This is a genomic window from Bradyrhizobium sp. in8p8, from assembly GCF_000426845.1.
Taxonomy (GTDB): domain Bacteria; phylum Pseudomonadota; class Alphaproteobacteria; order Rhizobiales; family Xanthobacteraceae; genus Bradyrhizobium; species Bradyrhizobium japonicum_C.
On sequence record NZ_AUGD01000002.1, the window covers coordinates 243773 to 263349 of the forward strand.

A 19577-nucleotide genomic window follows, 5' to 3' on the forward strand; every position below is an offset into this window, starting at 1 on the left:
GGCCAGCCGTCCAGACCGGCCGGCTCGAGACGGTCCCGTAGCTCAACTGGATAGAGTAGCGGATTTCTACTCCGCGGGTTGCAGGTTCGAGTCCTGCCGGGATCGCCAATTCTTGCATCGCCAATTCTTGCGCTGATGGACCTCGTTCACGAACGCGTGGGTCGCTTCGCTCCGGGCTTTGAAGCTTCCACATCAGCCCTATCTATGCGCCGGGCGAAGTGCACCCGAACAGGATCCCAATGCCTCAACCCGAGTGGACCAGAATGGCGATCGCATCTGCGGTGGCGATCGTCGCGATGTCATACTTGGCGATCGACGCAGGCGTCGTGAATACGAACGTTGTCAAGAAGCCTATCGAAGTGGCGCAGGCATCGATCGTCGGCGCCGCGATGGGTCAGCATCACCTTGCCTTCGCCGTTCAGGAGTGGGCGCGTGGCGGCCAAGAGAAGCCGGCCTTGGAGCAGTGCCTGGCGACCGATTGATGCGAAGCGCGCTCGCGGAGCTGTCGAACGGACATCGCATTCACCCACCACCTCACGCCTGATGTGCCAGCCACCATCGCGCGATTGCGGCGGCCAGATCATTCCAAAGCTCGGTCGGAAGATCCGGGACCGCCACCCGGACGCTATACTGGTCCGTGGTCGCGTCGTGAAACCACTCCGTCGCGGCGAAATCAAAGCCGAAGCTGCCGGCGTGGCGGATGGGAAAGCCCTCACGCCGCAGTTCGCTGCTCATGTCTTCGGCAGCCTGGCGCGCTGCCGCCTCGTCGAGCGGGCGCCTTCCCCGGAGGGTCACGTACAGGCCGTGGGCGAAATGCAGTTCGGCCGAGAGCGCCGGGAGCTTTGCGGCAAAATACCGAGCGGTGCTTCGGCCGTTGCGCAAGATCGCCGCAACGCGCCTTTTCGTGAGAGCCCAGTACGCGGCGCTGCCCGCAAAGGGCGGGAAGTGGGCCGGCAGCGCCGCGCCCCCGAGCAGCCGCACCGCGTTTCGCGTTTCGGACGCGAGACGCGCCCATTCGAGCCCCCCTGCCCGCTGCTGACGCTCATTTTCATGCACGAAGACGGCCGAGCCAAGCCGGCCATACTCCGCTCCGAGCGAGTCGAGCTTGTTGTGGCTGCGCACCAGCACCAGCGGAATGCCGTGTCGCCGGGCCCAGCTCAGGACCCGCCTGATCCGGCCTGACCGGCCGGCGAAGCATGTCGTATCGAACACCAGGAGGTCGAGGCCAGAGCCGTCGCAGCGCAGCGCCGCCTCGAAAGCGCCGGCCAAGGAGCAGGAATCCAGCAGCAAGATGCGCGGCCGGCCCGCCCGGGCAAACGCATCGCCCAGCGGCAGCTTCAAAGCCTCGAGCCGCAAATGAGCGACGTAGCTCCGGATCAGTTCCAGCGTCTCGCCATAGGAGCCCGGCAGCACCAGGATATCGGCCTTCGGCGCGATCTGCGCGGAGGCGAGCAGCGCGGCAGAGATCGCGGCCATACCCGAGGCGGTATAGATTGCGGTGCTCGTGGAGGCGCAGTCGACTTCATAGAACGGCGGCCCGCGTACCGTAAGATCGGCCCGCTGATAATCGTAGCCGAACTCGAACGGTCCGCTGGCGGGATTGGCGGTGTGCGACCAGGCCGTCTCCGTCGCCTTCCACTCATGCAGTTCGTGCTCCGCCCTCAGCGCCGCAGTGATCCGGAACTTGGACCCGACCACGTCATCGACGGATTGCGGACGCACTAAGTCAATCCGGTTTCTCAGGCAGCCATTCAACAGCCTGAGTTCCTCATGCTTTCGTTGCAGATAGGCTTGAATGGTCTCCATGCGCTTCTGACAGATCTGATCAGGCGTCAACGTATAGAAAGCGCCTTGGGTCCAAGGCCCGTGCAACGAACATGCGTTTTCGCAGTTGAATCCGTGCAAGGAGGACAGCATGTCTGAAATCAGAGAGCACATGAAGATCATCGGCAAGGACGGCGCACATGTCGGCACCGTCGATCGCGTCGAGGGCAACCGCATCAAGCTGACGCGCAAGGACAGCCCGGAAGGTCACAAGGACCATCATCACTACATCGACACGAAATATGTAGGAGCCGTCGAGGGCGACGTCGTGAAGCTGTCGATGAATGCCGACGCGGTACCGAAGACGGAAGCCGCATGAATCACTGAGCCCCTTCGGGGGCTTTTTGTTTGTTCACGATCCGACTCTGCTTCGTTCGCACGGCACGAATCGCGATCGCAAATCGAAGCGTCGAGCAATTGTTAAGAACTGGTTCAATGCATGGATCAGGCAGTCACGAGCGCGGGCCGCAGCCGATAGGCGTCGATCGCGGCATTCGAGAGCAGCAATCTGCGCCGCTCTCCGCGCTGCATCATGCGGTCGATCCGGCTCAAGATGAAACGGGCGGAATCCTTGTGCTCACCCGTGAGCAGGCCGGACTGGTCGAGATATCGCCAGGCGATCTCGAAAGACTGTGCTCGTAGCTCGGGATCGGTCATAGCCGCACAACGTCGCCGCGGAACGGACGTTCCTTCCTGCCAAGCGCAGGCGTCACTCCAGGAGTGCAGGTCTCAGCCGCGCCGATAGACCTGGAACGAACGCGCAAGCAGAGCGTTGAATGACCGACTTGAGTGGTGCCGACCGCCAACCCCGGTCGGCTTTGCAGAGCCCCGTGCTTGTCCCCCGAGCACGGGGTTTTCTCATGTCCGCGTTATCGGACCGCGGCTGTGTGCCCGGCTGGATGAGAGAGGCCGGTTCGCTCGCCACGCGGATCGCGGGCGAGCTGGTGCCATGCCAGGGCCAGCTGGATGAGCCGTTGCCTGTCCGCACCTTCGGCCTCCGCAGCGCGCTTCATTGCGAGCTCGGCTTCATGCTGCGGATCGTACTCGGTGCACATGAGGCAGACCCTAACCGACCATCTGGACAAGCGCGTGGCAATTTCGTCCGTATGATTGCGGGGTAACCGGCAAGGCTCTGTGAACTGCGTCACAACTCGCGCCGGAAATCTTCGCTAAACAGCGCTTCATGGCTCTATGGATGATGTCCCGTCATGACACGCAAGGCAGCAACGGAAGCCATCGTCCCGCCGCGGCGGCATAGCTCGGATCTGCTCGGCGTCGCATATCTCGGCACCATTGCGATCGTGATGCTGGCCTGGATCGCCAGCCTCGTCTGGGGGGCGATCGCGTTCTTCAGCTGGCTCGTGTCTTGATGCGCGAGCAGATTGGTTCAGGTGCCACACGCATGGGTTGCCGTGGCGAATCGTGCGCTAGAACAGATATGGTAACGCCTGCGAGAGTTTGATCCCGCCACAGACGATCATGGCCCAAAGCGCCAAGCTGATCTGGATGGCATCCAGCATGTCCCACATCCCCGCGAATCATCCCGACGTTTTCTTTTGAGACTTGCGTGAGGCGGCGACGAGCGCCAGCGCTAATTTGCTGATTTGAAGCAATCGCTGCGGCGCAAAACAAAAAAGGCGGACCTAAGCCCGCCTCTTCTTCGATCCGGATTGGAAAACTCAATAGCACGCGCGAGGATCGGCCTGCACATACTGGCCATTCGGATAACGGTAGTAGCAGGTGCCCTGCGCCCAGTAATAGCCGGGCTGGGATGCAGCGGTGGCCCCCGCAATCGCGCCCGTCGCGCCGCCGAGAACCGCGCCTGCGGCAGCCCCCGTTGCATTGCCCGAGATCAGGCCGCCCAGCAAGCCGCCGACGAGCGCCCCGCCGAGCGCGCTGGCACCGGGATCCGCCGGTGCAGGAGGCGGAGGCGGCGGCGCATAGGCGACCGGAGGTGGGGCGTAGGCCACCGGCACGTCGTCGATGTAATCCTCGGAGATGTAAGCGGGCGGGCCCGCCATGCGCTGCGGATAATAATACCAGACGCCGCCGACGTCCCACCACCAGCCGGACCGTCCGTTGCGGACTTCGTGCCGCCACCGTCCCCCATCCCAGGCGCGGTTGCCGCGATAGATGTGACCGCCCCAATGGCGCTCCGGCGCAGGACCGCGGGCGACGTGCCGTCCCGGCGGCGGCCCCCCGGCATGGTGCGCACCAGGACCCGCATGGGGCCGATCGGCAGGGCGCTGCGCCGGCCGGACCGCCTGCTGCTGCGGCGGAAGGCCTTTACGCATGTTCTGATCGGTCGGGGCCGGCGCACCAGCGCTGGGGCGGGCCGCTGCCGGGCCGGCATCCCTCGGCCTTGAGTCCTGAGCCTGCGCCGAAAGCGCGAGGAACGACATGGCCGAAGCCACGGGAATGATGATCTTGATGCGTTTGGACGCACTCATGCGTGCTCGCCCCCTGCTCTGTCGATGGCCGTGGTGCCCGGCGCGATCGGCGAATCGCCGCGCGCCGGGCTGATGCCGGCCGAAACAACTGCCCTGCTTGATCGGCTAAGTCCCGTTACAAATGATTAAGATCACGGCAATTTTTGGCCCCAACCGCTGCGGCGGAGCCGGACTCTAGCGGGCCGGTTCAATCACATTACAATTGGTGCGGCCCGACATCAGGCAGTCCTGCATCTTGCTTGCCGAGGTGAGGTGGCGAGCAAGCCACCAGCCGACGGCGAGGATGACAAGCGTAATGATCAAGCCGGCAATGGCGCCGCGCCGATTGCCGACGGGTCGAGGTCTTCCAGCTGGTTTGGGCTTCTGGCCCAGTTCGGGCTTGGACATGGCCACCTGATCGCGCAAGGGGCTCTATCACCTGTGCGGCGTCGCGTCACATCCCAATCCGCGCCCTCATTCAGCCGCGCCGGGACGGAATAGCTTCCTTACCCGAGGTCTCGACCGCCGGGATCGCCTGCAGATCCCGCGGTGCGCAGCTCGTGAGCACGAAAGCGGTCTGGGTGCATTCCCAATCCGCCCCAAGTACGGCACTTTCAATGGGCTGCGGACGGGCTAGCAGCACCGCGGCGCCGGTCAGGCTTGCCAGGACGAAGGCGATTGAGAGCGCCTTCAGGTTGGGTCTGGAGAACGTCATGGCTGTGCTCCGTCTCGTAGCGGGCGGACGCTAGGCGTCGCCCTCGTGCTCCCTTATGAGGGAGATCACAATTCGGCAGTTTTTTCGGGCTACGAGAGATCGTCGGGGCGATTTCGTTGACCTGATCGGCTGCGATTTGGGTGGCTTCGCGACGCGCGGCGATGTACACGCTTCTGCGTCGCGTGGCGCCTGCTATGCCCAGCCGACGTACCAACAGGCACGGATGTAGGATCGAAAGCGAGGAAGACAAGGCTCGTCGATGAGTGGATTCAGGGAACCAGGTTTCGCAGACCGGCAAAAAGCGGCGCAAGAGGCGCGCAAGAATCTTTTGAACAAGTTCAAGTCGCAGCCGGGTCCCGATGATCCCGCGGTGGCGGCGAAGCGTGCCGAACGCGAGGCTCTCGCGGCCAAGCGCGCCGAGGCGAAGGCTGCGCGCGAGGCCGAAAAGGCGGAGCAGAAGCGACGCGAGGAAGAGGCCAAGGCCGCCGAGGCCGCGCGGATCGCGCGCGAGGCTGAGGAGGCCGAAGCTCAGCGCGCTGCGCTGGAAGCCGAGCAGAAGGCCAAGCGCGACGCGCGCTATGCCGCCCGCAAGGCCAAGCGCAAGTAAGGCTTCTGGTCGCGTTCAATTGAACCAGAATTGAAGAACCTTCCGGAGGCTTCCAACGGCTGCCACCGGAAGTCGAGAGAGTGCGGCCGCCTCAATGTAGGCTCTGCTCCGAAGGCGAAGGATCAGTTCTTCTTCATCATCCCGTCTTCCTTCTTCATGCCGTCCTTGGACATGTGGTCCTTCTTCATGCCGCCTTCCTTGGACATTGTGTCCTTCTTCATCATGCCGTCCTTGGACATCGTGTCCTTTTTCATCATGCCGTCATCCTTGCCCATCTTGTCTTGGGCAAAGGCGGCCGGGGCAAACGCGAGGCCGAGCGAGAGAGCGGCAGCCGAGACGCCGAGCACGATGCGGGTGCGAATGGTCATGGTTCATGTTCCCTTCGAGTGGTGGTTGTCAGCGACAGACGCCGCTATTTGATGTCGACGGATCGCGAGCCCGCCTTGTTACGCCCCCGCCGATAAAATTGGCGCGACCGACCTCGAGGATCTTCGAGCTTGCGAGGAGTCGGAAGTGTGCAGCGCAGCACGACCGGTACCTGCCGGAACATCCGGTCTCAAGCTGTCAGTTGAAAGAAGTTCGACTGAAGGACCGGCCAGGACGGGCGCAAGTGCCGGTCTCGATGCCCAAGCCCAAATCACAGCACAACAATAATGCCCAAGGACATCCCGCCATGCTCGCTGCACCTGCCGCGCTGGGAGCTGCTGTTCGCGATCCATGGCAGACGTTGAACGGTCAGGCGGGTACCGCGCTACGCCTCCCTGCCGTCCTATGAGGCGGCCCGCTTCTTCTTCGCGTTCAGCGCCGACGCCACGCGGCTGACGGGCGGCTTGCCCAGGAGGCCACTCATCGCGTTCGTGGCCGCGAGCAGCTTTTCCATGTCGATGCCCGTCCTGATGCCCATGCCTTCGAGCATGTAGACGACGTCTTCAGTCGCGACGTTGCCCGTGGCACCTGGCGCGTAGGGGCAGCCGCCAAGGCCGCCGGCGGCGGCGTCGATGACGCTCACGCCCTCCTCCATCCCGGCATAGAGGTTGGCGAGCGCCTGGCCGTAGGTGTCGTGGAAATGCATCGCGAGTCTGGCCGGCGGAATGTTGGCCGCCACCGCGCGCAGCATCTCCTTGGCCCTGGTGGGCGTGCCGACGCCGATAGTGTCGCCGAGAGAGATCTCGTAGCAGCCGAGTTCGAACAGCGTACTCGCAAGGTCTGCGACCGCCTTCGGCTTGATCTCGCCGTCGAACGGGCAGCCGAGCACGCAGGAGACATAGCCGCGCACCGGCACGCCGTCGGCCTTGGCACGCGCCAGCACCGGCTTGAACCGCTCGATCGACTCCGCAATCGTGCAGTTGATGTTCGCTCGCGAAAAGCCTTCCGAGGCCGCTGCAAACACGGAGACGACCCTGGCGCCCGCGGCGCGCGCGGCGTCATAGCCCTTCTCGTTCGGCACCAGCACGTGAAATTCGGCGTCCTTGACGTGGCTGACGCCGCGCAGCACGGCGTCCGAGCTTGCCATCTGCGGGATCGCCTTGGGCGAGACGAAGGCGCCGACCTCGACCGTATCGAGGCCGGCCTCAACCAGCGCCTCGATGAAGGCGATGCGCGCCTCGACGCTGACGGGAGTCTTCTCGTTCTGGAGGCCGTCGCGCGGGCCCATTTCGATGATGCGGACTCGGTCGCTCATGTCACTCCCCGGACGGCTCGACGACGGCGAGTTCGACACCCTCCTGGACGATGTCGCCGACCTTGCACTTGACCGACTTCAGCACGCCGGCAAAGGGCGCGCGCAGCGTCTGCTCCATCTTCATCACTTCCAGGGTCAGGATCGGAGCGCCCTTGTCGAGCTTGGCGCCCTCCTCGGCCAGCACCGCGACGACCGTTCCCGGCAACGGCGCGGCGATCTTGTCCTCGCCCGTCTGCTCCTCGGTTTCGCCGCCGAACGGATCGACCCAGTGCAAATCGAAGCGGCCGTTGCGCGTGCGCAAGTAGAGCTCATGGCCGTCGATCACGGCCGCGACGGACGATTTGACGCCGTCCAGCGTCAGATCGAAGCCGCCGTCACGCGGCGCAATCGCGAAAGCCAGCTCGCGCTCGCCGATCAGCAGCGTCGACGGTCCGCTGCCGTAGTTCAGCACGATCTTCTGCTCCGGTCCGTGACCGACGCGGAAGGCAAAGCTGCGCTGGCGGCGGCCGACCGGCTGCCAGCCGAAGGTCTGCCATGGCGAATTTGCCTGCGCACGGGCCGCCTGCTGCTCGTCCTTGAGGATCGCCGCCACCGCGGCGCAAAGCTCGAGCTCGCCGGGTACCGGCGCGGCCTGTGTGAGAACCGCCAGCTCACGCTCGATGAAGCCGGTGTCGATCGCATTCATGCGCACCTTGGGATGCGTCATCAGCGCCGACAGGAACGGGATGTTCGTTACGATGCCGCGGACGTCGGACTCTTCCAGCCCGCGATTGAGCCGCTCGATCGCGACGTCCCGCGTCGGCGCCCAGGCGATCATCTTGGCCAGCATGGCGTCGTAATACGGCGAGACGCTATCACCTTCGCGATAGCCGGCATCGATGCGCAAGCCCCCGGCTTCCGCCGGCAGCCGCCAGGTCGATATCCTGCCGACCGACGGCATGAAGTTCTTGGTCGGATTCTCGGCGTAGACGCGCGCCTCCACCGCATGGCCGTTGAGCCTGATCTCGTCCTGCCTGAGCGGCAGCGCCTCGCCGAAGGCGACGCGAAGCTGCCATTCGACGAGGTCGATGCCCGTGATCAGCTCGGTCACGGGATGCTCGACCTGGAGGCGCGTGTTCATCTCGATGAAGAACACGTCCTTGCCGTCGGAGACGAACTCGATCGTGCCGGCGCCGACATAGTTGACGGCACCCGCTGCCTTGCGTGCGGCGGCGCAGACGGTCTCGCGCTGGGCGGCGTTCAGCGTCGGTGACGGCGCCTCCTCGATCACCTTCTGGTGCCGGCGCTGCAACGTGCATTCGCGCTCGAACAGCGAGAGCAGATTTCCGTGGCTATCGCCGATGACCTGCACTTCGATGTGCCGGGGATTGTCGACATATTTCTCGATCAACATGCGGTCGTCGCCGAACGCGGCCTTGGCCTCGCGCTTGGCACTGACGACCGCAGGCCCAAGCTCATCGGCCGACCGGACGATGCGCATGCCCCGGCCGCCGCCGCCGGCGGAGGCTTTCACCAGGATGGGGAAGCCGATCCTGTCCGCGGCCTTCGCAAGCGTCGCCTCGTCCTGGGCCTCGCCGTGATAGCCGGGCACCAGCGGCACGCCGGCCTTCTCCATCAGCTCTTTCGAGCCGGACTTCGAGCCCATCGCATTCATCATCCCGGCGGTCGGGCCGACGAACACCAGCCCGGCGTCAAGGCAGGCCTGCGCGAACCCGGCATTTTCCGAGAGGAATCCGTAGCCGGGATGCACGGCCTCGGCGCCGGTCTTGCGGGCGGCCTCGATCAGCCGATCGATGTTGAGATAGCTGTCGCGGGCGCGTGCCGGCCCGAGCAGCACGGCCTCGTCCGCGAGCGCGACATGCATCGCGTCGCGGTCGGCCTCCGAATAGACCGCGACCGTGCGCAGGCCCATGGCGCGCGCCGTGCGGATGACGCGGCAGGCGATCTCGCCCCGGTTGGCGATCAGGAGCGTGCGAAAACGCCGGTAGAGCTTTGAGCTGTCCATCGCATCACATCCTGAACAGGCCGAACTTCGTCGGCTCGATCGGCGCATTCGACGCCGCCGAGAGGCCGAGGCCGAGCACGAGGCGCGTGTCGGCCGGATCGATCACGCCGTCGTCCCACAGCCGCGCGGTCGCATAATATGGATGCCCCTGGCTCTCATATTGCGCCCGAATCGGCTCGCGGAATTTGTCTTCCTCTTCCTTCGACCAGCTGTCGCCCTTGGCCTCGATATTGTCCCGGCGGACCTGGCTCAGCACCATCGAGGCCTGCTCGCCGCCCATGACAGAGATGCGCGCGTTCGGCCACATCCAGAGGAAGCGCGGCGAGTAGGCGCGGCCGCACATGCCGTAATTGCCCGCGCCGTAGGAGCCGCCGATCACCACCGTGAATTTGGGCACCGAGGCCGTCGCGACCGCCGTCACCAGCTTGGCGCCGTCGCGGGCGATGCCGCCGGCCTCATACTTCTTGCCCACCATGAAGCCGGTGATGTTCTGCAAGAAGACCAGCGGAATGCCACGCTGGCAGCACAGCTCGATGAAATGCGCCCCCTTCAGCGAGCTCTCGCTGAACAGGATGCCGTTGTTGGCGATGATGCCGACCGGATAACCCCAGATGTGGGCGAAGCCGCACACCAGGGTCGTGCCATAGAGCTTCTTGAACTCGTCGAACTCGGAGCCATCGACCACACGCGCGATGATGTCGCGCACGTCGAACGGCTTGCGGCCGTCGACCGGCACCACGCCATAGATTTCCTCCGCCGCAAACAGCGGCTCGCGGGGCGGATGCATATTGAGGTTCGGCCGCGCGGGTGGCTTCAGCGTGCCGACGATGCGCCGCGCAATGCCGATCGCATGGGCATCGTTCTGGGCATAGTGGTCGGTCACCCCGGACTGGCGCGAATGCACGTCGGCGCCGCCAAGCTCCTCCGCGCTGACGACCTCGCCGGTCGCAGCCTTCACCAGCGGCGGCCCGCCAAGGAAGATGGTGCCTTGATTGCGGACGATGATGCTCTCATCCGACATCGCCGGCACATAGGCGCCGCCCGCGGTGCAGGAGCCCATCACGATCGCGATCTGCGGAATGCCTTGCGATGACATCTGCGCCTGGTTGTAGAAGATGCGACCGAAATGCCGCTCGTCGGGAAAGATCTCGTCCTGCAGCGGCAGGAAGGCGCCGCCGGAATCGACCATGTAGACGCAAGGAAGATTGTTCTGCCGCGCGACGTCCTGCGCGCGCAGATGTTTCTTCACGGTCATCGGATAATAAGTGCCGCCCTTGATGGTGGCGTCGTTGGCGACGATCACGCATTCGCGGCCCGCAATGCGCCCCACCCCGGTGACGACGCTCGCCGAATGCACATCGCCACCATAAAGGCCATAGGCCGCGAGCGGCGACAGCTCCAGGAACGACGTTCCCGGGTCGACCAGCAGATCGACGCGCTGGCGCGCCAGCATCTTGCCACGCGCGGTGTGGCGGTTGCGCGAGACCTCGCCGCCGCCGCCGGCGACCTGGCTGAGCTTCTCGCGCAAGTCGGCGACGAGCGCGCGCATGGCCTCGGAATTGCGCGCAAAGTCTGATGAAGACGGATCGATGCTGGAATGGAGCGGCATGGTGATTCCAATGAAGTGAAACGTTTAGGCCGTCTCGGCCATCAGCTCGCGGCCGATCAGCATGCGGCGGACCTCCGAGGTGCCGGCGCCGATCTCGTAGAGCTTGGCGTCCCGCCACAGACGCCCCACAGGGAATTCGTTGGTGTAGCCGACGCCGCCGAGCGCCTGAATCGCCTCGCCGGCCATCCATGTCGCCTTCTCCGCGGAATAGAGGATTGCGGCCGCCGCATCCTTGCGCAAGGTACGCGCATGGTCGGCGCGATCGCAAGCGCGCCCAACCGCATAGACATAGGCGCGCGTGGCTTGCCAGGTCGAATACATGTCGGCGAGCTTGCCCTGCATCAGCTGGAAGTCGCCGATCGGCTGGCCGAACTGCTTGCGCTCGTGCATGTAGGGAACCACCGCGTCCATGCAGGCCGCCATGATCCCGAGGGGGCCGCCTGAGAGCACCGCGCGCTCATAGTCGAGGCCGGACATCAGCACCTTGACACCCTCGCCCACCTTGCCGAGCACGTTCTCCTCCGGCACCTCGCATTCGTCGAAGAACAGCGGATAGGTGTTGGAGCCGCGCATGCCGAGCTTGTCGAGATGCTGGCCGTGGGTGAAGCCCTTGAAGCCCTTCTCGATCAGGAACGCCGTCATGCCGCGCGGGCCGGCCTCCGGATCGGTCTTGGCGTAGACCACGAGCACGTCGGCGTCGCCGCCGTTGGTGATCCACATCTTGGAGCCGTTGAGCACATAACGGTCGCCGCGCTTGTCGGCGCGCAGTTTCATGGAGACCACGTCGGAGCCGGCCCCGGGCTCGGACATCGCGAGCGCGCCGACATATTCGCCTGAGATCAGCTTGGGCAGATAACGCTGCCGTTGCGCATCGTTGCCGTTGCGGCGGATCTGGTTGACGCAAAGATTTGAATGGGCGCCGTAGGACAGCCCCACCGCCGCCGAGCCGCGCGAAATCTCCTCCATGGCGACGATGTGGGCGAGATAGCCCATGTTGGAGCCGCCATATTGGTCCGGCGCGGTCATGCCGAGCAGCCCAAGGTCGCCGAAGCGCTTCCAGAGGTCCGCGGGGAACAGGTTTGCTTTCTCGATCTCGGCGGCGCGCGGGGTGATCTCCGCCTCGACGAAGGCGCGGAGCGTGTCGCGCAGCAGGCTGATGTCTTCGCCCAGATCGAAGTCGATGCTCGGGATGTTCAAGGCGATTCCTCCCTATTTTGGGGTCCGAACCTAGCCCGGTGCCGGCCCTCTTGCGGTCGAAAAGGTTGCATTTTCCGCCAAACTTGGCGAGGATTTTCGAAAGGAACTCCGATGCCTTTTCAAGCCGCCACCGCAATCCCGCGCCGCGCCGTGACCCCCGCGGCCTTCGTCCGCGGCGTGGTTGCCGCTTATGAGCGATACGGCCTCGATCCCGCGGAGGCATTGAGCCGGGCCCAGGTCGCGCCAGACCTCGTCAATTCTCCGGATGGGCGGGTCACCGCCACCCAGTTCGAGGCGCTGGCAGACCATGCCATGCGCGAGCTCGACGACGAGGCGCTCGGCTGGTTCTCGCGGCGGCTGCCTTGGGGCACCTATGGCATGTTGTGCCGGGCCTCGATCACCGCGCCGACGCTGGAGGTCGCGCTCAAGCGCTGGTGCCGGCACCACCGTCTCGTTACCGAAGATGTGTTGCTCGATCTCGCGGTTGGCAAAGAGACCGCAATCGTGTCGATCCGTGAGCTGCGCGACCTCGGGTCTTTCCGCGAGTTCTGCCTGGTCACGCTACTTCGCTACGTACTCGGCTTCTCGTGCTGGGCCGTCGACTCCCGGATCGCGCTCCGGGCGGCCGAGTTCCCCTTCGCCGAGCCCAGCCACGTCTCGGTCTATCCGACCATATTTTGCAGGACTGTCCGCTTCGATGCGGACCGTGCGGCAATCGTCTTCGACAAGCACTATCTTTCGCTGCCGCTGACGCGCAGCGCGGCCGATCTCGACAACATGCTCAAGGGCGCGCTAAGGCTGACCGTGCTGCCCTACCGCCGCGACCGGCTGCTGGTCGAGCGTGTCCGCCGCGTGCTGCGCCATGCGCGCGGACGCGTCCTCGGCGCCGAGGATGTCGCAAGCGAGCTCGCGCTCTCCACCCGCACCATGCACCGCCGCCTCCGGGAGGAGTCCACCTCGCTGCGCGATCTCAAGGAAGAGGCGAAGTTCGAGCTCGCCAAGCAGGAGCTGATGCGCGGCCGCACTCCGATCAAGCGCATCGCGGAGATCGCCGGCTTCCGCAACGAGAAGAGCTTCTCCCGCGCCTTCCGCAGCTGGACCGGCGCAAGCCCGCGCGAATTTCGCGGCCGCTATCGCTGAGGCGCAAGCCAGTGCGATCTGGCTTAATTGCTCTGTATCGGCGGCCCCGACATGGGTCGCAGACCGCAACGTCGCCAAGCTGCTCTCGCTTGCAGCCCTAGTTCGAGTTGGTCTGTCCGCCCGGTCGAAGCTTGCGCGATCGCGACTGTTTCGGCTGCAAGGCGAACGCGTCGTTCGCGGTCTTGGCGCCGCCGCTCTGCGAGCAGATGCCGCCGATGCCAGCGGTTGCGGCCCGGCACGCCTCCATCGTCGGATAGCCGCAGCCATGAGCGGCCTGGGCGCCGTTGGTGATGCAGTATTCTTCCGCCTGTGTTGCTGCGGGTGCGGTCATCGTGAGCAACGCGGACGCAAACAGCGTTGCAGCGGATGCGACGAACGTGTTCGAAATCGATGTCATGGAGTCTGTTCCTGCTTCAGGGTCTCACAAGAGACCCTCGGCATGCCAAGCATGCTGAGGTTCACATCTTGGAGCTAAGCGGCGCACAGGAACCAGCAATCACGGCCCAGCGCATTGCAGGACTTCAAAAATCACATGTTGCACTTAGGTGATTAACTCATACTTAATGTGCGCAGTTTCATTCTCATCTGGGGAGTGTTCAGATCGCTATCCTGCCGGCGCCGCGGAGACCTCCTGCAGCGGCAGGGGCACATCCTTTGCGACGCCCAGCACGGGGAAGCTGCGGACGTTCTTCACGTTGGGCATCGCCGCGAAATGCAGGAGTTGCTGGCGCATGCTCTCGACACTCGGCGCGACGCATTTCAGCAGATAATCGGTATCGCCCGAAATCCGCCAGCACTGCTGGATGCGCGGGATTGCGGCGATCGAGCCCTCGAATGCCTCCAGCACCGGCTGGGCTTGGCTGCCGAGCTGGATCGAGACGAACGACGTCACCTCATAGCCAAGCAGCCGCTCGTCGATGACGGCGCGCACCGCCCGGATCACGCCCCGGCTGAACAGCGATTTCAGCCGCCGCAGGCAGTTCGGCGCGGACACGCCAACGCGCAGCGCCAGCTCGTTGTTGCGAACCCGCCCGTCCTGCTGGAGCTCGGACAAAATTTTCAGATCGATGCCGTCGAGCTGGTCACGCCCGGCCATCTCCTAACCTCGCCGATGAGCTGTCATGCGCGGTAGCGAAGCACGAGGCCAAATTGCTGCCAAGGGGCTCTCGCGGCGGGCGGCCGGCGGCCCTCCTCATCAGGCCGGGCTTGTCCCAGTCATCCACATTCCTTCATCGGCTACCAAAACGTGAATGCCCGGGACAAGCCCGGGCATGCCGTGCCGATGGCACTCGTCGAGGATCAATGCGTCCAGGGTTCGCCGCGTCGGAACGAGAAATTGTCGGCATAGGCGACCGGGCGGCGGATCGATTCCTTCGGCTCGATCACCTGGTAGGCGATACCCTTGCGCTCGCAATAGGCGATCGCCTCTTCCTTGCTGTGGAAGCGCAGCGTGATCTGCTGCTTCATGTCGGCCGACGAGGTCCATCCCATCAGCGGCTCGACCGAACGCGGCTGCTCCGGCTCGTAGTCGAGCTGCCATTCCCGGGTCTTGGACCGGCCGGATTGCATCGCGTTCTTGGCGGGCTTGAAAATGCGTGCGGTCATGGTTGGTCCGGGCCTCTTGGTCTTTTCGTCCGATTCCGATGCGTCACGGTGGCAGTTGGTGGAAACCTCGGGGATAGTATAGAGACACCGACCGGGAACTGATCGGTGATTCCGGGCCCTCCCGGCACCCTCGCCAACGGTATAGTCATTATGCTGCACCGTGACAATTGCGTACCCGCCTTCGCCGGGATGCCACCCGGCGGTACTTTGTCGTCGACACCAGCGTATCCGTCCCCTTCGAGAGCTCCCGTCGCATGGCCTTCCTGAACATCACCGCCACCCTCCCTGAAAAGGGCCGTGACCTCAGGCTCGACCTGTTTCGCGGAATCGCGAACTGGGCGATCTTTCTCGACCATATCCCCGACAACGTCGTGAACTGGATCACGACCCGCAACTACGGCTTTTCCGACGCGGCCGATCTGTTCGTCTTCATCTCGGGTTATACGGCCTCCTTCGTCTATGCGCGGATGATGCTGGAGCGCGGCTTCATCGTCGGCGCCACGCGGCTGACCAAGCGCGTCTGGCAGCTCTATGTCGCCCACATCATCCTGTTCGTGATCTACATCGCCTCGATCAGCTATCTGGCGCTGCGCTTCGGCGATTCCGAGATGATCAACGAGTTCAACGTCGCCGGGCTCGTCGACAACGCCACCGAGACGTTGCGCCAGGGCCTTTTCCTGCGCTTCAAGCCGCTCAATCTCGATGTGCTGCCGCTGTACATCGTGCTGATGGGCCTGTTTCCGCCGGTGCTGTGGCTCATGCTGCGCAAGCCCGACCTGACGATGATCTTGTCGATCGTGCTGTGGCTGACCGCGCGCCATTACGGCCTCAACCTCACCGCCTATCCGGCCGGCCAGTGGTACTTCAACCCCTATTGCTGGCAGGTGCTGTTCGTGTTCGGCGCATGGTGCGCGATGGGCGGCGCCCGGCGTTCGATGACGCTGATCAACTCGCCGATCACGCTGTGGGTCTGCCTCGGCTATCTCCTGTTCGCGCTGGTCATGACCATGGCCGGGCGCTTCCCCACCTTCGGCGCCATGTTCCCGGAATGGCTGTTCTCGGCCTTCAACCCGAACGACAAGACCAACCTCGCGCCGTATCGCTTCCTGCATTTCGTGGTGATCGTAATCCTGGTGATCCGCTTCGTGCCGAAGGAATGGCCGGGACTGGAGTGGAGGATCTTCGACCCCTTGATCGTCTGCGGCCAGCAGTCGCTCGCCGTGTTCTGCGTCGGCGTGTTCCTGTCCTTCGTCGGCCATTTCGAGCTGACGATGAGCTCGGGCTCGCTGCTCGCCCAGATCTTCGTCAGCGTCGCCGGCATCGCGATCATGACGACGGTGGCCTACTACATTTCGTGGTCGAAGAAGCAGGATAAGCCGCTGAAGCCGCCACCGTCCAAGCCGGGGGCAGCTGCGGCAAAGGCGGCCTGAACCCGCACCGGAGCGCGGCGCCCGGTTGCCCGTGCTTGCTCAGCCGGGACGGACCTGATTGACATGGGTCAACAGAGGCGGCGCCGGCCGGCTTAGTGTCGCCGCGACATGCGCCGCCGCATCGACGCCGGCGGCCTCCTCTCGCACAAGGCCCAGACACATGCCTACTCATTTCCACGCCGTGGTTTGGATCGACCATTCGCAGGCCAGGATCTTCCATCTCGGCCTGAGCGGCTCGGATGAAGTCACGCTGCATCCGCAACTGGCGACACGCCATCTTCATCACAAGGCCAATTCGATCGGCAGCGGCCATGCTGCACCCGACAAGGCATTCTACACTGACGTGACCAAGGCCCTCGCCGAGGCCGGTGAGATCCTCATCATCGGTCCGGCAAGCGCCAAGACGGAGCTCGCCAGCCACATTCGCGCGAGCGCACCCGATCTGGCCAAGCGGATCGTGGCGGTGGAAGCGGCCGATCATCCCTCCGACGCCGAGATCATCGCGTACGCGAAGCGTCATTTCAAACTGCCGCTGCCCCGCGTTCAGGCACCGGGATCGGCCGCAGGCGAGCGGCACACCCGCTAGAACCGCACAGAGCCAGGCTTGAGCCGCGAGGAGATTATCACAATCTCCTCGCGCGCTTCAGGCAGCCTCTTCGCCGTCGAACTCGGTGAACTTCTTGTAGATCCAGTCGCGACCGTCATGGCGGCGCCAGACCTTCCCGACCACGAACTGCCCATTGATGGAGCGGCGCGGCACGATCACTGTCCACAGATGCCAGATCTCGGTCCAGCTCGACCGCGAACCAACGGTCTTCAGGTTGCGATCGAAGGGCATGGACGACACTCGCTGGCGCAGAACTCGACTGATACGCGCGGCGCGACGAACCGTGAGCTGTGGTCGCCCGGATTGAAAGGCAGGCCGTCGCGAGCCGATGTTGATCTAATAACAGCCGGCAAAACGGCCGCAACAACCGCCCGCCCTTAACCTAACCGATCAACCTTACTCCTTGGGATGGAGCGAAGCGACCGGTTGAAAGCCAGAAGCAGCCTTTCTAGAATGCAGATCATTCGAGAACGGGCGCGCTGTTTCGGCGCACCGTCATTTTCATGCTGACCTCGAACTTTGAAAGCAACCGGTCGTTTGGAATTAATCGTTCTGCCGGGGGCCAAATCATGAAATTGCTATGTTCACGCCTAGCGCTGCGCATGACGCCGCCTGCACTGGCCGCGAGGACGCCGTCTCAGGAGACGCCGCAAGCCGCTAACGACAACCAGGCGGTCTGGCCGTTCGCCCCGTTCCCGCCCGGCTGGTACGCGTCAAGCTGACCCGCCCGATCGGAAAAGCGCAACGCCGCGCAAGCGGAATATCATCGCTTGGCGGCGTCCGTTTAGACATTGGGCGCTGAAATCCCCAACACACATATGTCTGCGGCAACAGCTAAAGGTTCGATGAATCTTTGGCAATTCGGCGCCGCGCGCCCCTCAGCAACACCTTGAAAAATCCCGCAGAAGTCGTGTGGCGCAGGCTATGAGCGCCAGGGCTTCAAAGTGATTGGACAGACCTCGCGCAAACGACTCACCCGCACTATGCCGCCCGCCCCGCCTCGGCGATCAAGCCGACTGGGACGTGGCGCTGGAGGCGCTGCCGGACGCGTTCTGCGCATTTGTCCCGAGCGCGCCTTGCGCGTTGTAGGTCTGCCCGGACGGACTGCCTTGCGTGCTCGCGGAGGTCTCGACCTCTGTGGTGCCGTCGGAATAGGTGATGGTGGTGGTGGTGACGCCGTCGATAGTCATGGAGACCTCGCTGACGATGGTCTTGGCCGAGCCGCCGCCGCCCGATCCCGAGCTTCCCCCCGCCGCTTGCGAGGACGATTCCGACGAGGTCGATGAGGCGACCTCCGTCGACGAGGCCGCAGACGTTGAGGATGCCGCAGACGACGACGGCGTCGCGGTCGAAGCGGACGTCGTCACGGCCGCGGTGGTGGATACAATCGCGCTGATCGACATGGAGACCTCGCTCGAAGGAGACCTCGGGCAAAGTGCTGGTTGCGCGCCCGATCCTTGCTTCACGCACACATCCCGCAAAGCAGGCGCGGCGCTGCGAAAAAATCGGCCCGGCAGATCTACTAGCTCGGACGGAGCAACCAAACGCAGCGCCGTGCGTTGCAGGTTTTTCCCAGCGATCTCAGGGTCCCCGTGAATGTCAACTATCAGCGCGCGCCCGCCATGGACGGAGTCATCTCGTCTCACGTCCGTGTGAGCAGAAGCGCGGCCGGTGAATTTCTGCGATCGAGCCGAGACCAATGATGAGCAGGCCGCATAACCAAGGGGGAGCAGTGAGCCAGATCGATAGGACCGAGAAACTATCCAACGTCCCGGAGACCGGAAGCTCGCTGTTGCCGCTCCTCGGACTTGGCGTGGCCGTGATCGCAATGCTGGGCTGGATCTGCACCCTCGCCTGGGGCGCCTGGCGGCTTGTCGACTGGCTGCTGTTCTGAGCGGAGTTGCGGTCGCAGCTCTGCGATCCCATGCCCTGCGAGCCTTCTCGGGACTGGTCGGGGCAGCTGGATTCGAACCAACGACCTGCAGTACCCAAAACTGCCGCGCTACCAGGCTGCGCTATACCCCGAATGTCCGGCGAGCCTCGTCGATACACGCTTCCCGAGCGGTCAGCAAGCTTTCCCAGCCCATCAGCAGGGCTCAACGCGCAGCAGCACGGCGGGCAATCGTCCCGGCCCGCTGGCGCTATTTGCTGCCGAACAGGGGATGGCCGACGCGGTCGCCGGGGCGGATGCCGTACTTTTGCGCCGTTCCCGCCACGACCTCCAGGACGGCCCTGGCGGGACCTCGGGACGAGATGATCTTGGTCGACAGCGGCTCGGTGTTCTCGGCAATGCGCAGGATCCGGCCGTCGGCGCGGATGAAGATCATGTCGAGCGACACGTACGTGTTCTTCATCCACATCGAGATTTCCTGCTCGGGATTGAAGTCGAACAGCATGCCTTTGCCGTCGGCCAATTCCTTGCGGTACATCAGGCCAGTCCGCCTCTCGTCCTCGGTCGTCGCCATTTCCACCGAGAACACCTGTACGCCGTTCTTGGTGACGATCTCGAGCGGCTGGAAGGTGGCGGCGCCGGCAGGCGCGGCGGCGGCACAGCCGATGATGACGAGGATGGCGGCAAGCCAGCCCTTCGCAGCGGACCAGATGGCCTTTCGATCAGAATTCATGTGGGCTCTCGAGGCGTGGCACTTGGCCAGTCCTTACGCGGCGGCAGCCGCAAAGGAAAGAGGCGCGCCGGACTGCCGGCACGCCTCTGCTCACGATGGCGGGA

At 64.3% G+C, this 19577-nt stretch carries 25 protein-coding genes and 2 tRNA genes; 10 read left to right on the forward strand and 17 right to left on the reverse strand.

The genetic code is table 11. The annotated features are described in order from the left end of the window. Window positions 1-31: 31 nt before the first annotated feature. Window positions 32-108: transfer RNA gene (locus tag K408_RS0106310), tRNA-Arg, on the forward strand. 155 nt (window positions 109-263) lie between these two features. Then, window positions 264-482: a hypothetical protein gene (locus K408_RS0106315; RefSeq protein WP_230646518.1), complete on the forward strand. Its 219-nt coding sequence runs from the start codon at window positions 264-266 to the stop codon at window positions 480-482. Between the two features lie 52 nt (window positions 483-534). On the opposite strand, the gene K408_RS0106320 is transcribed toward K408_RS0106315, so the two are convergent. Beyond that, a complete protein-coding gene (locus K408_RS0106320) occupies window positions 535-1806 on the reverse strand; it encodes a hypothetical protein (protein ID WP_028145818.1) in 1272 nt (423 codons plus the stop codon). Window positions 1807-1915: 109 nt separating this feature from the next. On the opposite strand from K408_RS0106320, the gene K408_RS0106325 reads away from it, so the two are divergent. Further along, window positions 1916-2143, forward strand: a complete 228-nt coding sequence (locus K408_RS0106325) for a DUF2171 domain-containing protein (protein WP_018323146.1) — start codon at window positions 1916-1918, stop codon at window positions 2141-2143. A 125-nt stretch (window positions 2144-2268) separates the two neighbouring features. On the opposite strand, the gene K408_RS0106330 is transcribed toward K408_RS0106325, so the two are convergent. Further along, the gene (locus K408_RS0106330) at window positions 2269-2481 is read right to left on the reverse strand and encodes a hypothetical protein (RefSeq protein ID WP_024337780.1); all 213 of its coding nucleotides are present in this window, start codon (window positions 2479-2481) and stop codon (window positions 2269-2271) included. A 551-nt stretch (window positions 2482-3032) separates the two neighbouring features. Here K408_RS0106330 and K408_RS42635 point away from each other — a divergent pair. Continuing rightward, entirely contained in the window at window positions 3033-3194 is a 162-nt protein-coding gene (locus K408_RS42635; protein WP_024337782.1) for a hypothetical protein, read from the forward strand. A gap of 309 nt (window positions 3195-3503) precedes the next feature. Here the strand turns inward: K408_RS42635 and K408_RS0106350 are convergent, their stop codons facing one another. The 3 genes from K408_RS0106350 to K408_RS0106360 all read right to left on the reverse strand — a co-directional run bounded on the left by K408_RS0106350 (window position 3504) and on the right by K408_RS0106360 (window position 4968). Beyond that, on the reverse strand, window positions 3504-4274 hold the full coding sequence (locus K408_RS0106350; RefSeq protein WP_024337783.1) for a hypothetical protein: 771 nt from the start codon (window positions 4272-4274) through the stop codon (window positions 3504-3506). A gap of 174 nt (window positions 4275-4448) precedes the next feature. Next, window positions 4449-4661: a hypothetical protein gene (locus tag K408_RS0106355; RefSeq protein WP_024337784.1), complete on the reverse strand. Its 213-nt coding sequence runs from the start codon at window positions 4659-4661 to the stop codon at window positions 4449-4451. A 70-nt stretch (window positions 4662-4731) separates the two neighbouring features. After that, window positions 4732-4968 carry a hypothetical protein gene (locus K408_RS0106360; RefSeq protein WP_024337785.1) on the reverse strand — a complete coding sequence of 79 codons (237 nt, stop codon included), beginning with the start codon at window positions 4966-4968 and terminating at the stop codon, window positions 4732-4734. A gap of 259 nt (window positions 4969-5227) precedes the next feature. Between K408_RS0106360 and K408_RS0106365 the strand changes: the two genes are divergently transcribed. Further along, window positions 5228-5575: a DUF6481 family protein gene (locus tag K408_RS0106365; RefSeq protein ID WP_024337786.1), complete on the forward strand. Its 348-nt coding sequence runs from the start codon at window positions 5228-5230 to the stop codon at window positions 5573-5575. Window positions 5576-5697: 122 nt separating this feature from the next. Here the strand turns inward: K408_RS0106365 and K408_RS0106370 are convergent, their stop codons facing one another. From K408_RS0106370 to K408_RS0106390, 5 genes are all read right to left on the reverse strand, one after another. Beyond that, the gene (locus tag K408_RS0106370; protein WP_024337787.1) at window positions 5698-5943 is read right to left on the reverse strand and encodes a pentapeptide MXKDX repeat protein; all 246 of its coding nucleotides are present in this window, start codon (window positions 5941-5943) and stop codon (window positions 5698-5700) included. 401 nt (window positions 5944-6344) lie between these two features. After that, on the reverse strand, window positions 6345-7256 hold the full coding sequence (locus tag K408_RS0106375; protein WP_024337788.1) for a hydroxymethylglutaryl-CoA lyase: 912 nt from the start codon (window positions 7254-7256) through the stop codon (window positions 6345-6347). Window position 7257: 1 nt separating this feature from the next. Beyond that, entirely contained in the window at window positions 7258-9261 is a 2004-nt protein-coding gene (locus K408_RS0106380; RefSeq protein WP_024337789.1) for an acetyl/propionyl/methylcrotonyl-CoA carboxylase subunit alpha, read from the reverse strand. Window positions 9262-9265: 4 nt separating this feature from the next. Beyond that, a complete protein-coding gene (locus K408_RS0106385) occupies window positions 9266-10870 on the reverse strand; it encodes a carboxyl transferase domain-containing protein (protein WP_024337790.1) in 1605 nt (534 codons plus the stop codon). Between the two features lie 24 nt (window positions 10871-10894). Beyond that, window positions 10895-12067 (reverse strand): isovaleryl-CoA dehydrogenase, encoded by a 1173-nt coding sequence (locus tag K408_RS0106390; RefSeq protein ID WP_024337791.1) that lies wholly within the window; start codon window positions 12065-12067, stop codon window positions 10895-10897. Window positions 12068-12178: 111 nt separating this feature from the next. Between K408_RS0106390 and K408_RS0106395 the strand changes: the two genes are divergently transcribed. Next, window positions 12179-13207: an AraC family transcriptional regulator gene (locus tag K408_RS0106395; RefSeq protein ID WP_024337792.1), complete on the forward strand. Its 1029-nt coding sequence runs from the start codon at window positions 12179-12181 to the stop codon at window positions 13205-13207. Between the two features lie 97 nt (window positions 13208-13304). Here K408_RS0106395 and K408_RS0106400 read toward each other — a convergent pair whose 3' ends face one another. From K408_RS0106400 to K408_RS0106410, 3 genes are all read right to left on the reverse strand, one after another. After that, window positions 13305-13604: a DUF3551 domain-containing protein gene (locus K408_RS0106400; RefSeq protein WP_024337793.1), complete on the reverse strand. Its 300-nt coding sequence runs from the start codon at window positions 13602-13604 to the stop codon at window positions 13305-13307. A gap of 207 nt (window positions 13605-13811) precedes the next feature. Further along, a complete protein-coding gene (locus K408_RS0106405; RefSeq protein WP_024337794.1) occupies window positions 13812-14303 on the reverse strand; it encodes an Lrp/AsnC family transcriptional regulator in 492 nt (163 codons plus the stop codon). A gap of 203 nt (window positions 14304-14506) precedes the next feature. Next, window positions 14507-14812: an ETC complex I subunit gene (locus K408_RS0106410; protein ID WP_024337795.1), complete on the reverse strand. Its 306-nt coding sequence runs from the start codon at window positions 14810-14812 to the stop codon at window positions 14507-14509. Between the two features lie 254 nt (window positions 14813-15066). On the opposite strand from K408_RS0106410, the gene K408_RS0106415 reads away from it, so the two are divergent. Together K408_RS0106415 and K408_RS0106420 are read left to right on the forward strand one after the other, a co-directional pair. Further along, window positions 15067-16242 (forward strand): OpgC domain-containing protein, encoded by a 1176-nt coding sequence (locus K408_RS0106415; protein WP_024337796.1) that lies wholly within the window; start codon window positions 15067-15069, stop codon window positions 16240-16242. 160 nt (window positions 16243-16402) lie between these two features. Further along, window positions 16403-16828, forward strand: a complete 426-nt coding sequence (locus K408_RS0106420; RefSeq protein ID WP_024337797.1) for a hypothetical protein — start codon at window positions 16403-16405, stop codon at window positions 16826-16828. 57 nt (window positions 16829-16885) lie between these two features. On the opposite strand, the gene K408_RS0106425 is transcribed toward K408_RS0106420, so the two are convergent. Together K408_RS0106425 and K408_RS43300 are read right to left on the reverse strand one after the other, a co-directional pair. Next, window positions 16886-17080 (reverse strand): hypothetical protein, encoded by a 195-nt coding sequence (locus K408_RS0106425; protein ID WP_024337798.1) that lies wholly within the window; start codon window positions 17078-17080, stop codon window positions 16886-16888. 776 nt (window positions 17081-17856) lie between these two features. Continuing rightward, window positions 17857-18039 carry a hypothetical protein gene (locus K408_RS43300; RefSeq protein WP_230646517.1) on the reverse strand — a complete coding sequence of 61 codons (183 nt, stop codon included), beginning with the start codon at window positions 18037-18039 and terminating at the stop codon, window positions 17857-17859. Between K408_RS43300 and K408_RS43305 the strand changes: the two genes are divergently transcribed. Both K408_RS43305 and K408_RS37665 read left to right on the forward strand, forming a co-directional pair. After that, complete coding sequence (locus tag K408_RS43305) at window positions 18038-18445, forward strand: hypothetical protein (RefSeq protein ID WP_244490924.1); 408 nt, start codon at window positions 18038-18040, stop codon at window positions 18443-18445. The genes K408_RS43300 and K408_RS43305 overlap by 2 nt on opposite strands. Before the next feature lie 136 nt (window positions 18446-18581). Beyond that, a complete protein-coding gene (locus K408_RS37665; protein ID WP_230646515.1) occupies window positions 18582-18743 on the forward strand; it encodes an RNA-binding protein in 162 nt (53 codons plus the stop codon). A 54-nt stretch (window positions 18744-18797) separates the two neighbouring features. Here K408_RS37665 and K408_RS0106440 read toward each other — a convergent pair. Then, a tRNA-Pro gene (locus K408_RS0106440) sits at window positions 18798-18874 on the reverse strand. 116 nt (window positions 18875-18990) lie between these two features. Next, the gene (locus K408_RS0106445) at window positions 18991-19473 is read right to left on the reverse strand and encodes a DUF192 domain-containing protein (RefSeq protein WP_024337800.1); all 483 of its coding nucleotides are present in this window, start codon (window positions 19471-19473) and stop codon (window positions 18991-18993) included. Window positions 19474-19577 lie beyond the last annotated feature (104 nt).

Bases quoted from the DNA above. Each gene is read 5' to 3' on its own strand.
- K408_RS0106315 (WP_230646518.1), top strand. From the start codon at position 264: ATGGCGATCGCATCTGCGGTGGCGATCGTCGCGATGTCATACTTGGCG.
- K408_RS0106320 (WP_028145818.1), bottom strand. From the start codon at position 1,806: ATGGAGACCATTCAAGCCTATCTGCAACGAAAGCATGAGGAACTCAGG.
- K408_RS0106325 (WP_018323146.1), top strand. From the start codon at position 1,916: ATGTCTGAAATCAGAGAGCACATGAAGATCATCGGCAAGGACGGCGCA.
- K408_RS0106330 (WP_024337780.1), bottom strand. From the start codon at position 2,481: ATGACCGATCCCGAGCTACGAGCACAGTCTTTCGAGATCGCCTGGCGA.
- K408_RS42635 (WP_024337782.1), top strand. From the start codon at position 3,033: ATGACACGCAAGGCAGCAACGGAAGCCATCGTCCCGCCGCGGCGGCAT.
- K408_RS0106350 (WP_024337783.1), bottom strand. From the start codon at position 4,274: ATGAGTGCGTCCAAACGCATCAAGATCATCATTCCCGTGGCTTCGGCC.
- K408_RS0106355 (WP_024337784.1), bottom strand. From the start codon at position 4,661: ATGTCCAAGCCCGAACTGGGCCAGAAGCCCAAACCAGCTGGAAGACCT.
- K408_RS0106360 (WP_024337785.1), bottom strand. From the start codon at position 4,968: ATGACGTTCTCCAGACCCAACCTGAAGGCGCTCTCAATCGCCTTCGTC.
- K408_RS0106365 (WP_024337786.1), top strand. From the start codon at position 5,228: ATGAGTGGATTCAGGGAACCAGGTTTCGCAGACCGGCAAAAAGCGGCG.
- K408_RS0106370 (WP_024337787.1), bottom strand. From the start codon at position 5,943: ATGACCATTCGCACCCGCATCGTGCTCGGCGTCTCGGCTGCCGCTCTC.
- K408_RS0106375 (WP_024337788.1), bottom strand. From the start codon at position 7,256: ATGAGCGACCGAGTCCGCATCATCGAAATGGGCCCGCGCGACGGCCTC.
- K408_RS0106380 (WP_024337789.1), bottom strand. From the start codon at position 9,261: ATGGACAGCTCAAAGCTCTACCGGCGTTTTCGCACGCTCCTGATCGCC.
- K408_RS0106385 (WP_024337790.1), bottom strand. From the start codon at position 10,870: ATGCCGCTCCATTCCAGCATCGATCCGTCTTCATCAGACTTTGCGCGC.
- K408_RS0106395 (WP_024337792.1), top strand. From the start codon at position 12,179: ATGCCTTTTCAAGCCGCCACCGCAATCCCGCGCCGCGCCGTGACCCCC.
- K408_RS0106400 (WP_024337793.1), bottom strand. From the start codon at position 13,604: ATGACATCGATTTCGAACACGTTCGTCGCATCCGCTGCAACGCTGTTT.
- K408_RS0106405 (WP_024337794.1), bottom strand. From the start codon at position 14,303: ATGGCCGGGCGTGACCAGCTCGACGGCATCGATCTGAAAATTTTGTCC.
- K408_RS0106410 (WP_024337795.1), bottom strand. From the start codon at position 14,812: ATGACCGCACGCATTTTCAAGCCCGCCAAGAACGCGATGCAATCCGGC.
- K408_RS0106415 (WP_024337796.1), top strand. From the start codon at position 15,067: ATGGCCTTCCTGAACATCACCGCCACCCTCCCTGAAAAGGGCCGTGAC.
- K408_RS0106420 (WP_024337797.1), top strand. From the start codon at position 16,403: ATGCCTACTCATTTCCACGCCGTGGTTTGGATCGACCATTCGCAGGCC.
- K408_RS0106425 (WP_024337798.1), bottom strand. From the start codon at position 17,080: ATGCCCTTCGATCGCAACCTGAAGACCGTTGGTTCGCGGTCGAGCTGG.
- K408_RS43305 (WP_244490924.1), top strand. From the start codon at position 18,038: ATGGAGACCTCGCTGACGATGGTCTTGGCCGAGCCGCCGCCGCCCGAT.
- K408_RS43300 (WP_230646517.1), bottom strand. From the start codon at position 18,039: ATGACTATCGACGGCGTCACCACCACCACCATCACCTATTCCGACGGC.
- K408_RS0106445 (WP_024337800.1), bottom strand. From the start codon at position 19,473: ATGAATTCTGATCGAAAGGCCATCTGGTCCGCTGCGAAGGGCTGGCTT.